The 11,591-nt window shown below is 36.7% G+C and carries 12 protein-coding genes and 1 tRNA gene; 3 read left to right on the forward strand and 10 right to left on the reverse strand.

What is annotated here, in order from left to right; translation table 11 throughout:
- Nucleotides 1-4: 4 nt before the first annotated feature.
- Nucleotides 5-1,738, reverse strand: a complete 1,734-nt coding sequence (locus tag KHA97_RS08760; RefSeq protein ID WP_213124386.1) for a sensor histidine kinase — start codon at nt 1,736-1,738, stop codon at nt 5-7.
- A 276-nt stretch (nt 1,739-2,014) separates the two neighbouring features.
- On the opposite strand from KHA97_RS08760, the gene KHA97_RS08765 reads away from it, so the two are divergent.
- Nucleotides 2,015-2,194, forward strand: a complete 180-nt coding sequence (locus tag KHA97_RS08765; protein ID WP_213125822.1) for a hypothetical protein — start codon at nt 2,015-2,017, stop codon at nt 2,192-2,194.
- Nucleotides 2,195-2,256: 62 nt separating this feature from the next.
- Here KHA97_RS08765 and KHA97_RS08770 read toward each other — a convergent pair whose 3' ends face one another.
- Nucleotides 2,257-3,159: a DMT family transporter gene (locus tag KHA97_RS08770; protein ID WP_213124387.1), complete on the reverse strand. Its 903-nt coding sequence runs from the start codon at nt 3,157-3,159 to the stop codon at nt 2,257-2,259.
- Between the two features lie 119 nt (nt 3,160-3,278).
- Here KHA97_RS08770 and KHA97_RS08775 point away from each other — a divergent pair, with 119 nt between their 5' ends.
- Both KHA97_RS08775 and KHA97_RS08780 read left to right on the forward strand, forming a co-directional pair.
- Nucleotides 3,279-3,971, forward strand: a complete 693-nt coding sequence (locus KHA97_RS08775; RefSeq protein ID WP_213124388.1) for an MgtC/SapB family protein — start codon at nt 3,279-3,281, stop codon at nt 3,969-3,971.
- Between the two features lie 75 nt (nt 3,972-4,046).
- Nucleotides 4,047-4,119: transfer RNA gene (locus tag KHA97_RS08780), tRNA-Ala, on the forward strand.
- A 164-nt stretch (nt 4,120-4,283) separates the two neighbouring features.
- Here the strand turns inward: KHA97_RS08780 and KHA97_RS08785 are convergent.
- The 8 genes from KHA97_RS08785 to pdhA all read right to left on the reverse strand — a co-directional run bounded on the left by KHA97_RS08785 (nt 4,284) and on the right by pdhA (nt 11,579).
- The gene (locus KHA97_RS08785) at nt 4,284-5,003 is read right to left on the reverse strand and encodes a site-specific integrase (RefSeq protein WP_213124389.1); all 720 of its coding nucleotides are present in this window, start codon (nt 5,001-5,003) and stop codon (nt 4,284-4,286) included.
- A complete protein-coding gene (locus KHA97_RS08790) occupies nt 4,996-5,157 on the reverse strand; it encodes an Arm DNA-binding domain-containing protein (protein WP_213124390.1) in 162 nt (53 codons plus the stop codon). The genes KHA97_RS08785 and KHA97_RS08790 overlap by 8 nt, the downstream gene beginning before the upstream one ends.
- A gap of 430 nt (nt 5,158-5,587) precedes the next feature.
- Complete coding sequence (locus tag KHA97_RS08795; RefSeq protein WP_213124391.1) at nt 5,588-6,031, reverse strand: carboxymuconolactone decarboxylase family protein; 444 nt, start codon at nt 6,029-6,031, stop codon at nt 5,588-5,590.
- 91 nt (nt 6,032-6,122) lie between these two features.
- Nucleotides 6,123-7,067 carry a lipoyl synthase gene (gene lipA, locus KHA97_RS08800; RefSeq protein WP_213124392.1) on the reverse strand — a complete coding sequence of 315 codons (945 nt, stop codon included), beginning with the start codon at nt 7,065-7,067 and terminating at the stop codon, nt 6,123-6,125.
- Complete coding sequence (locus tag KHA97_RS08805) at nt 7,067-7,903, reverse strand: lipoate--protein ligase family protein (protein ID WP_407658030.1); 837 nt, start codon at nt 7,901-7,903, stop codon at nt 7,067-7,069. Before KHA97_RS08805 ends, lipA begins: the two co-directional genes overlap by 1 nt.
- Nucleotides 7,904-8,207: 304 nt before the next feature.
- Nucleotides 8,208-9,395, reverse strand: a complete 1,188-nt coding sequence (locus KHA97_RS08810) for an NAD(P)/FAD-dependent oxidoreductase (RefSeq protein ID WP_213124393.1) — start codon at nt 9,393-9,395, stop codon at nt 8,208-8,210.
- A 90-nt stretch (nt 9,396-9,485) separates the two neighbouring features.
- Nucleotides 9,486-10,463 carry an alpha-ketoacid dehydrogenase subunit beta gene (locus tag KHA97_RS08815; protein ID WP_213124394.1) on the reverse strand — a complete coding sequence of 326 codons (978 nt, stop codon included), beginning with the start codon at nt 10,461-10,463 and terminating at the stop codon, nt 9,486-9,488.
- Nucleotides 10,464-11,579 carry a pyruvate dehydrogenase (acetyl-transferring) E1 component subunit alpha gene (pdhA, locus tag KHA97_RS08820; RefSeq protein ID WP_213124395.1) on the reverse strand — a complete coding sequence of 372 codons (1,116 nt, stop codon included), beginning with the start codon at nt 11,577-11,579 and terminating at the stop codon, nt 10,464-10,466.
- Between the last annotated feature and the right edge of the window lie 12 nt (nt 11,580-11,591).

Below are 11,591 nucleotides of genomic sequence, written 5' to 3' on the forward strand. Positions count from 1 at the left end.
TTTCTCACCTCGCCATAAAAGGTAATGTGACAGTAACCGTTGTCCCTTCACCTTTTTTACTTTCGATGTGAATCCCGTAATCATCGCCAAACATCAACTTTATTCTTTCATTAATATTATAAAGACCAATTCCAGAGCCTTTCGACTTTATTCTACCTTCAAATATCGTTTCAATCGTTTCTTCATCCATACCGGGCCCATTATCGTTTACAATAATATGCAAAAGATCTTCATCAATTTCACAATGGATGACAATATCACATTCAGAAACGATTTCCTCTAACCCATGTTGAATCGCATTTTCAATGATCGGCTGAATCGTCAGCTTTGGAATACTGCATTTTTTTATGTCTTCTAATCCAAAGACGCTAAAATGCAATCTATTTTCATAACGATATTTCTGTATCGTAATATAATGATGAACAATATCAAATTCTTCCTCTATTGTAATAAGTGGCGCTTTTTTACTTATAATATTGCGCATCATATTTCCTAACGCTTCAGCCAAGCTTGAAATTTTGTCCTGTTTATTCATCCGGGCCAACCAGTTGATCGAATCTAATGTGTTGTATAAAAAGTGCGGATTGATTTGTGCTTGAAGCGCCTTATATTGAGTTTCTTTTATAATTAGTTGTTTTTGATAATTTTCTTTTATAAGTCCTTTAATCTCTTCCAACATCAAAGCAAAGTTTTTTTGCATCTGCCCAATTTCATCTTTTTGATAATGATCCGTTTCAAAATATAAATCTTCAAATTTACCATTTTGTACTTGTTTCATTTTCTCCGTTAACTCTTCTATCGGCTTTGAAATTGCTTGGGCTGCTCTTCTGCTAACAAAGACTGTTAATCCAATCATAAGTACTATAAAAAGCGTCATGATGTGAGTAAATATTTTCGTTTTTTCAGCAATATTATCGTAAGGAACAATATTATAATAAGTTAAGCCAGATGAGGATGATAAGTGGAAGGTTATAAAATACTTTTTCCCTTGCATTTCATGAATGAGAAATCCACGCTCCTGTCTTTTCTTATCTTGGTCAACAACATTTGTGATATCGCTTTCAAAAAAATCATCTTTATAAAGGACATCTTTCCCTTTTGTAATGACAATACTCCGTTCTTGTGGAAGATTTAATACTTGATTCAACATACTTTTCATATCTATCGTAATGCCAAGTAATCCTAAATGATCTAATTGTAAATTTTCAGTCCTACGAATTTGGCGCCCTGAAAGCAGCGTATTCTGTTCCAAGCTTTCCCACACATTTCCTCCATGTAATTGAAAGATGTCTTTCGAATAATTCGAAAAATCACCGTGAAAAGCAGGATCATATCCACCAACATAATTTTCCATGTGATAATCTAAGATTTGAACAGATGTAATATACCTTTCCAAATTCGTGTAATATACTAACCGATCTGTAAGCATCATCCTTGTTTTATAGGCATGATAATCCCAATAGTTTACTTTAATCGTTCGTAAATATCTTTGGATAATGCTATCAGTGCTAATTTGGAATGATAGCTTTTCTACTTTTTTTAATTCTTCATCTAATGCAGTGGAAGATAATAGAAGACTTTCGGCAGATTCGTCATAAATTCTTTCTTCATACATCTTGGAAAAATTATAAAACAGAATAATGCCTGATAAAGTAAATAAAAATAGAAGCAGCAATGTTACCGAAAAAATCTTATTTTTAATCGTGCTAAAATAGTTAAAGAGGTTACTTACCCTCAATCCCCCACCCCCTTACTGTCCATTTGCTAGTCTCTCTCTATCAAACAAATAGTTATAATCGTCCAAAGGAAAAAATATTTTTTGGTGAAATGTGACGATATTGTTACACATCAAGTATAAATCCTGAAATTATTGGCGTGCAAGTTGTATTTTTTTCTTTATTTTTCGAGTAATTCTTTTGTCTTAGATGAGAAACTGTTTAAGAGAATCCATCATATTTTAATAATTATCCTCATATATTATATCAGTTCTATTTTTATTAAGAAGGTGAAATTCATGATGCTAACTAAAATCGCATTATTTATTGCTATCATTATGACTGTTTATTTGTTTGCATACTCCTACATAGAGGCATTGAGGATTTCAAATTCGGAAGAGAAAGTTTATGGTGGAACTTTTATTTTCTCTTCCATTATGGCATTTGTTTTTTCGGGACTTACATACTTGTTTATTTAAAATTGTGCTTAACACGATAATACACCACAACCGTGTACATTTTTACACGGTTATCTTATTTTCTATTGTGGCTCTAAACTCTGAACAGCCTTGGACCTTTTCTCATATGCAAGGAATAAAGTAACACTGACTATAATGATCGATCCACCTATTATTTGACTCCAGAGAATCAATTCATTCAAAATCATAACTGCTAAAATTGCTGCACCAACCGGCTCAAATAAAATTGCCATAGATATCGTAGATGTGCTTAACCATTTTAAAGACCAGTTAAAAAGGGTATGTCCTAATAAAGTAGGAAGTATAGCCAGCGATAAAAAATACATCCAATCCGCCGGCGGATAAGGATATAAACTAGATCCTGTTAGCAGTACATAAATGAATAAGACGATGGAGCTTATTAAATAAACGGTAAAAGTATAGGCAACGAGTGAAATACGCTTCCTGACTTCTTGTCCAAACAGTAAATAAGCAGTAATGAACGCACATGCAGCCAATGCTAAAAAATCACCATATAATGCGGAACCGCTTATTTTAAAATCACCCCAGCTAATAATGACACTTCCAATGATGGCAATAATGGCACAGAGAATCGCTTTTGCAGAAAACTTTTCATTAAATAATAAAAATGTGCCAATAAAAGCGAATAATGGCTGGAGCGTAACCAATACCGTTGAACTAGCGACAGTTGTGTAATTCAATGATTCAAACCACAAAATAAAATGGAAGGCTAAAAATATTCCAGCGACAATGGAGAATATCCATTCTTTCGTATTCATGTAGAAAAGTTCTTTTATATATTTAGGAAAGAATATAGGTATCATGATTAAAACGCTAAAAAATAATCGATAAAAAGCAATTACTGCTGCATCAGCAGAAGATAATTTTACAAAAATAGCGGATGTCGATACTGACAAAACCCCTATAATCAACGCAAAATAAGGGTTTATTTTAGGTTTATCCATATGTTTCTCCTTAATATTAAGTTCAATTTGTTTTGCGACAAGCTTTCTGTAAAACATTTTACCTTTGTAATAAGTTATAATCCATACATATACATCTTTAGAGGGGAGGAATTTGGAGTTTGGATTATTTAGATTTGGAATTACTTCTAAAACTTGGTATTTCCGCCATATTAGGGTTAATTATTGGTTTGGAACGCGAATTAAAAAGAAAGCCACTTGGACTTAAAACAAGTTTAGTCATCTCTATTATTAGCTGTCTATTAACTATTGTATCAATAGAATCTGCATATATTTTTCCAGGTAGCGATAATGTTAGAATCCAGATGGACCCTCTCCGTTTAGCGGCACAAATCGTTTCGGGAATTGGTTTCCTCGGAGCTGGGGTCATATTACGAAGAGGCAATGATCATATTTCAGGACTGACTACCGCAGCAATGATTTGGGGGGCAGCAGGCATCGGAATTACTGTTGGTGCTGGTTTTTATGTTGAAGCTGTTGCAGGAGTTATATTATTAATAATAAGTGTCGAATTCATACCTTATACATTAATAAAAATTGGACCAAAAAGGTTGTTAAAAAGAGATATAATCATAAAAATAACAGTTAGTAAACAAGAAAGTTTAGAGAAAGTAATAGAAAAAATAAAAGAAGATAAAATCACCATCTCCCACACTCGAATAAAAGACCTTAAAGAAAATGCAAACCATCTTCTCGAACTAAAAACGAGAGTCAATGCAGATCGTCCAATTACAAATGTTTATTATGCCATTTCTAAAATTGAAGACGTACAAAGCATTGAGATTATAAACTAAAATTTCACACAGAAAAAAATACCCTTGAACTTTCTACAAAAGTTACTATAATAGAAAATGTAGCTTAAATAAGTCGGGGGATTAGCTCAGCTGGGAGAGCGCTACACTGGCAGTGTAGAGGTCAGCGGTTCGAACCCGCTATTCTCCATCAATCAAATAGCTTGCAATACCTTTTTAAATAAGGGTTTGCAAGCTTATTTGTTTTATTTCCTTATAAGTTCATTTCGGTCTTGACCACATTTTGACCACATAAGCATTTTTTCCAAGCAATATAAACACAAATTTTTATTGTTACTTTGAATTAATATAAATTTATTTGTCTTTTTCTATTAAGAAGTTTCCCATCATATTTTCAAATCTAGTTGCAGCATCCATTTGTAAATGCGGTAAAACATGAGAGTATGTATTTAATGTAATAGCAATATTCCCATGCCCTAAACGCTCTTGAACAATTTTAGGATGGACGTCGTTTTTTAACATTAATGTTGCATGAGTATGTCTTAAATCATGAAATCTAATCTTTGTTAGGTCAGCATTTCTTATTAATGTATAAAATTGACGAAGAACATTTCTTGGAATCCAAGGCTTTCCATCAATCGTACAATTAACTAAATCATGATCCTGATATGCATTCAGTAGTCTGCTTTTTTCCACTTCCTGATTCTCTTTATGTTTTAATAACCTTTCGACCACATAATTAGGAATGGCTATAACTCTCGATGAACTTTTACTTTTTGGAGCAGCGAACACTGCTTTCCCACTCACTTCTACGATTGTTTGCCTTATACTTATGGTATTATTTCTAAAATCGCAATCCTTCCATCTTAAACCGAGAATTTCACCTCTTCTCATTCCTGTATATATTGCTAATAAGTAAAGAATGTAGAATCGTTCACCTTCTATAGAATCCAATAAAATATTACATTCTTTCTCAGTCCAAGTAATCATATATGACTGTGAACTAACTTTCGGTCTTTTTGTATGTAAAACTACGTTTTTTCGAACAATATTTTCTTCTACTGCATCATTCATTGCTTTTCTTCTCTCCAGTCATTGCTACTCTTGCATCTTTTTGCGTGCTAAAACCAGATTTAGTTCTTTGACGTCTTTTATTTGTAACTGGATCTCTAGGTAAATCTATAGTAAAGGACCAATTCGAACCCCTTTTTCTTAAATAACCTTTCATTTTATGCACTCCTTCTTAATGTAATAATTATTACTATTCTTACCAAGGAGGATAAAATTTAAAGTGAATCGCTGTTGAAAAATTACAAAAACTTTATTAAAAAAATTAATACTATTATGATCAATACAAAATATTATTACATCATGCCGCCCGTAAGATGAGGGTGTGTAAATAGCATATAAACTAAAATCTTTCTTAAACTATCCCGCCCCGTTAGCATATTAACTTCAACAAAAAAAAGCGCTTAATCCTTCTTCGATTAACGCCCCCGATAGTTTAAGTACGATATTTCACAATCTTAGAAAGAATATATTCAGCTAAAGTTAATTACTCTATTTAAGTATATAATGGAAAAGCATCCAAACTGATTCATTTGGATGCTTTTTTCTACAATCGGAGACGGACACTATAAGATGTTCGTTGAGAATAATTATTTTTCTGTTGCTGTATTCCCCATTGCAATAGAAATTCTATTCCAACTGTTAATTTGATTGATTATTAGAATAAGGTCAACATATTGTCTTTCGTCATAATGTTCACGTACCCGGTGATAAAGCTCATCTGGCACACGTTTTGTCGGGATTAAAGTCACGTACTCTGTCAGCTCAAGAGCTACTTTTTCTGCATCTGTGTAAAATGTACACTCGCTCCAAGCACTAATACAATATAAACGTTGTTCTGTTTCTCCCATTTTTTTAGCATCTGCCGTGTGCATATTCAAGCAATACGCACAACCATTTATTTGAGAAGCCCGAATTTTTATAAGTTCACGAAGTTTACGGTCAACACCTGTAGTTTTCGTATACTTCTCCATTTCCATCATTATTTTAAGTGCTTCTGGTGCTACATTGTAATAATCAATTCGTTGTTCCAATTTAATTTCCTCCTTAAATAGGTTTACAATTAGAGACTAATCCAATCGACGATTAACATTAATATTAAACATTAAACTTCAACAAAATTGTTTAAAAAGAAAAATCTACTTCTTTTTTCTCTTGATCTTCGATACCTTTCATATACTTAATTCGACGATGGGCAGATGCTTGGCTTACTTGCTCATCAGCGTGATAAGAAGAGCGTACAAGCGGACCAGCTTCACAATGACTAAATCCTTTGGACATCGCTATTTCCTTCAGTTCCGCGAATTCGTCCGGATGATAATAACGCTCAACCATTAGATGTTTTTTTGTTGGTTGTAAATACTGGCCAATCGTCATAATATCGACGTTATGGGCTCTGAGGTCATCCATTGCTTGCATAATTTCTTCTTTCGTTTCGCCTAACCCGACCATAATACTAGATTTTGTAGGGATTGTTGGCGCAATTTCTTTCACTCTTTTTAGTAATTGTAATGATCGATCATAAGTAGCTTTTGCTCTCACTCTTGGGGTCAAGCGACGCACTGTTTCAATATTATGGTTAAAAATATCAGGTCCACTAGACATAAGTGCAGAGAGACTTTCATAGTCACCTTTCATATCAGAAGGTAAAATTTCAATCGTGCATCCTGGAACCCGACGTCGGATAGCACGTACGGATTCGGCAAAAACACCAGCGCCGCCATCCTTCAAATCATCACGGGCCACTGCAGTGACAACTACATGTTTAAGGCCCATAATTTCAACAGAATCAGCTACTCTCTCTGGTTCTCCAAAATCAAGTTCGGTAGGTAGCCCAGTTTTTACCGCACAAAATCGGCATCCCCTTGTACAAGTATCACCAAGGATCATGAAAGTCGCTGTTCTTCGTTCGCTCCAACATTCATGAATATTTGGACAGCGAGCCTCTTCACATACGGTATTTAATTTTTTATTTCTCATTAATTTCTTTAAACCAATATAAGATTCGTTTGTATTTATTTTTGTCTTTAACCAATCCGGCTTTCTCAAATATTCATGTTGCTTTGCCATTATTCATGCACCTTCTTTCGATTTTTAAAATTCCATTCCTCTGATTTGTACTTTGAGTTAGCTAAAGTGATGACTTCTTCCCACTGTGCATCGGTTAATTCAAATGGTTGCAGCTCAAGATTTAATGCATCTTTAAAACCTTGTGTAAAAGCCTCGACCGCTAATTCGTATGTAATGTTATTCTCAGAAGCCTCATTCATAGTAATTGCTTTATTAGAAAAAGCGACTCTCTGTCTTTGTCTCTTTTCTTCAGAAGAAAATTGAAATAAATCAAATAATAATTGTGTATTCATCGTAAAAGGGAGCGATCCATGTTGTAAAAGCACGCCTTTTTTCCTCGTTTGTGCATGTCCAGAAATTTTTTTCCCGTCCACGAGCATTTCATAATCAGATGGTTTTTCAAAACAAACTGCTGTCCCCTCGTTTTTAAAGTGACTTTCCGGAACGGAATAGTCAGCTTTAATGCCAAGGTTATGAAACCCTGACAGGATTCCTTTTGATAAGGTAAAATATGCTGCACGGATGGATTCGGAAATATAGTTCCTTTTTTCTGAAACAACCACACTGTATGTCAGTTCGTCATCATGTAATACCGCACTTCCACCTGTTAAACGTCGGACAAACTCGCAACCATAACAATCGATTGCGGAAAAATCAATTGTTCTGTCTATCTTTTGAAAATGTCCCACTGAAAGTGTCGGCTTGGACCAGCCATAAAATCGAAGAATAGGTGGGATCAAACCCTCACTATGCCAGAGAAGTAAACACTCATCCAATGCCATATTGACAGCTGCCTCATGATGCCTGGTAAGGAGTAGTCCCCATGTATCTTTCAACACTTGTCACCTCCATAAGAATAAAAAAACTGCATCCATCAAATGGGAATGCAGCCGGAATGCATAAAATGCATACAAAATTCGACAAAACTTTCCCACGATAGCATTACCTTTATCATGCTATATGCATAAGCTGTTCTAACTGCGCCAGTTCCCACAAGAACCACTTTTCGCATAAAATTACCCCTAAAATTAATTTCGATTTAAGATCAAGTTTAGGATATCGTGTTTGCAATTGCTCCAGTAGTAGCTTATCCAATACGTGTACTGGAATTGATGCATAAATTAGTCTGATTCATCCCGATTATTTTTTCAACATGCTTGCTGTAGCCCATGTGTACTTTTTAATCTTCCAGCCCAATTTACCCGTGATGATGAAATCGACTCCCCATTTTTTTACCCATGTTAATCCTTTCTCAGGACCGAGTCCGATGCTGAACGAATTCAAGTAGCTTTTATGCACTGGCGCCTGCCGCCCTTCAAGATCCGCTAATATAACTTTGGCAAGTCTTGCCGCCTGAGGCATGGCTTCTTTGCACGTCTTGCCATCGACATGCTCGTTCAATGGGTCCACGATTCTGGCACAGTCGCCGATACTGTATACACCAGGCATGTCCGCAACCCGATAACTGGCATCAACGAGGGCATACCCTTCTGACGTTACTGGCAAACCTAGCTCACGCAACATCGGATTGGGTTGCAGCCCGAGCGTCCATATGCATAGGCCGACAGGTCGTTTTTCGTTGTTCGATAACCATAATATACCATCCTTTTCCTTGATAACGCGTTTTTCATGCACAACATTGATTCCAATGTCTTGGAGGATGTTTTCTAATTTCTTACCTACCTTGGCGGGACCGTCCAAAAAAAGCCGTTGGTGAGAATTGTACAAATCGATTTTTAAGGACTGTGGGTCAAGTCCCAGCCGCTTCGCATCCTTTCGGGCGTAGTATGCGAGCTCCGCGGCTGTCTCCATTCCGCTGATGCCCGCTCCAGCAATTGCAATCCTCATCAGTCGCTCGCGTTCCTGCGAATTGTCTTCCAGGGCGGCCCGCTCGAGATTGGTAAGCCATGCATTCCGAATCTGTTGCGCATTTTCCAGCGATGCCAGGGGAATCCCGCCTTGTTCCATTCCAGGCTCCCGAATAAAGCTGCCCGCTGCGACAACGAGCATATCGTAGTTCATCGTATGCTCCTCCCCCACGATATTCAGGTACGTCAGCTTTTTCTCTTCCGCTACAATTTTCGTAACGGTCGCTTGCATCAATTCAACCCCGTCAGGAAACAGTTTTTTAAGCGGGACTCGGATTTCTTCATTTGTGACGGCTGGTCTAAACATCAGCACCTTGCGCAAATGAAAGGGGTGTTTGTTAATCAAAACGAGCCGCAGGAGTTGCTTGTTTACCAGATTTTTGAACTGTTTGCGGATCTCCTTCACGGCATGAATCCCCGCATATCCAGCACCGATAACGACGCAAGTTAATTCTTTCATATGTTTCACTCCTTCTGTTTGTTTGCATAATTAATTCGCGTTTGTTTGTTAACTATTCAAAATCCTTATTTGGTGTTTATAATCTTCAGCTCAAAAGTTCATTACTCTTTTTGCTTTTTCAATGATTTCTTTATAGTTAGGTAACCAAATGCCTTCAGCTTCCGTAAACGCATAAATTGTATCAGGAGCTGTCACACGTAGTACCGGTGCTTCTAAACTTAGAATAGCTCGGTCATTAATTTCTGCTACAACCTGCGCTCCAACACCTGCTTGTTTCTGAGCTTCTTGAACAACGATACAACGACCAGTTTTTTCGACAGAAGTAACAATGGTTTCCATATCTAGTGGACTAACGGTTCTTAGGTCAACTACCTCTGCGGAAATTCCTTCTTTCGCAAGCTCTTCAGCTGCTTTAAGTGACTCATGAACCATTGCGCCATAAGTAATAATCGAAAGGTCTGTTCCTTCTCGTTTGACATCTGCTTTACCAATCTCAATTGTGTATTCTTCTTCTGGTACTTCTTGACGAAAGGATCGATATAATTTCATATGCTCCAAGAATATAACTGGGTCGTTATCACGAATAGCTGAGAGCAACAGACCCTTTGCGTCATATGGAGTTGATGGAATAACCACTTTTAAACCAGGTTGTTGAGCAAGTATCCCTTCTAAGCTATCTGAATGAAATTCTGGTGTACGATTTCCTCCACCAAAAGGAGCACGGGCCGTTACTGGAGCAGTCCAGCGACCACCAGAACGGTAACGCATGCGAGCCATTTGTCCATTTATAGAATCCATTACTTCATAAACGAATCCAAAGAATTGAATTTCCATGATAGGTCGAAAACCTGTTAAACTTAAACCTATTGCAAGACCACCAATACCTGATTCAGCAAGAGGAGTATCAAAAACTCGTTCTTCACCGAATTCATTTTGTAAACCTTGGGTTGCACGGAATACCCCCCCATTTACACCTACATCCTCACCGAATACTAAAACATTTTCATCATTTTTTAACTCTGTGCGTAACGCATCAGTAATTGCTTGAATCATGTTCATTTGTGCCATTTATTTCGACTCCTTTGATTTATAAATCTCATATTGTTCTCTAAGGCTATCAGGCATTTTTTCAAACATATTTCCGATTAAATCGGTAACTTTTAGTTTTGGATATTGGTCGACTTTTTGAATTGCTTCTCTTATTTCTTCTTTAGCTTGTTCGACTACTTGATCTTCCTCTTCTTCATTCCATAGACCTTTCGCTTTTAAAAAGGCACGGAAACGAATTAACGGATCTTTAGCATGCCACTCGTTATCTGTTTCTTTTGTTCGATAAAGTGTTGGATCATCCCCCGACATCGTATGGGGTCCGTAACGATATGTTAATGTTTCAATTAATGTTGGACCTTCACCATTGATTGCTCTCTCACGAGCATCACGAACTGCCGCATATACTGCAAGGGGATCCATCCCATCAACTTGAACACCCACAATACCAGCTGCGACAGATTTTTGTGCAATGGTAGCTACGGCAGATTGCTTTTCAACTGGAGTCGAAATCGCATAACGGTTATTTTGAACAATAAAAATTGCTGGTGCCTTAAATGCGCCTGCAAAGTTAATTCCTTCATAGAAATCTCCTTGAGATGCGCCTCCATCACCTGTATAAGTAATAACAACAGACTTTGCACCTCTTTTTTTCAAACCTAGTGCTACACCAGCTGCTTGAATGTATTGAGCACCAATAATAATTTGTGGTGGTAAGCAATTCACATCTTCCGGTACTTGGTTACCATGGAAATGTCCCCGAGAGAATAGAAAAGCTTGGTAGAGTGGTAAACCGTGCCAAATAATTTGTGGAACATCTCGATATCCAGGTAATATAAAATCTTCTTTCTCCAGAGCAAATTGGGAAGCTAATTGAGAAGCTTCTTGACCTGCTGTAGGTGCATAAAAGCCTAATCGACCTTGGCGGTTTAAGGAGACACACCGTTGATCCAATGTACGTGTAAAAACCATACGCTTCATTAATTCTTTTAACTGCTCATCTGAAAGTTCTGGCAAAGCTTCTTGATTAATTACTTTACCTTCCTCACTAAGAATTTGAAATGTCTTAAACTCATTTTCAATTACATCAAATTGCTTTTTATAGTCAACAATAGCATTTCTGGAATTTACATACATTTATTTACCTTC

The organism is Lederbergia citri, from assembly GCF_018343625.1.
GTDB classification, from domain to species: domain Bacteria; phylum Bacillota; class Bacilli; order Bacillales; family Bacillaceae_C; genus Lederbergia; species Lederbergia citri.

Coding starts and splice junctions, on each gene's coding strand:
- KHA97_RS08785 (WP_213124389.1), bottom strand. CDS start 5,003: ATGAATGATGCAGTAGAAGAAAATATTGTTCGAAAAAACGTAGTTTTA.
- KHA97_RS08790 (WP_213124390.1), bottom strand. CDS start 5,157: ATGAAAGGTTATTTAAGAAAAAGGGGTTCGAATTGGTCCTTTACTATA.
- lipA (WP_213124392.1), bottom strand. CDS start 7,067: ATGGCAAAGCAACATGAATATTTGAGAAAGCCGGATTGGTTAAAGACA.
- KHA97_RS08810 (WP_213124393.1), bottom strand. CDS start 9,395: ATGAAAGAATTAACTTGCGTCGTTATCGGTGCTGGATATGCGGGGATT.
- KHA97_RS08765 (WP_213125822.1), top strand. CDS start 2,015: ATGATGCTAACTAAAATCGCATTATTTATTGCTATCATTATGACTGTT.
- KHA97_RS08815 (WP_213124394.1), bottom strand. CDS start 10,463: ATGGCACAAATGAACATGATTCAAGCAATTACTGATGCGTTACGCACA.
- KHA97_RS08770 (WP_213124387.1), bottom strand. CDS start 3,159: ATGGATAAACCTAAAATAAACCCTTATTTTGCGTTGATTATAGGGGTT.
- pdhA (WP_213124395.1), bottom strand. CDS start 11,579: ATGTATGTAAATTCCAGAAATGCTATTGTTGACTATAAAAAGCAATTT.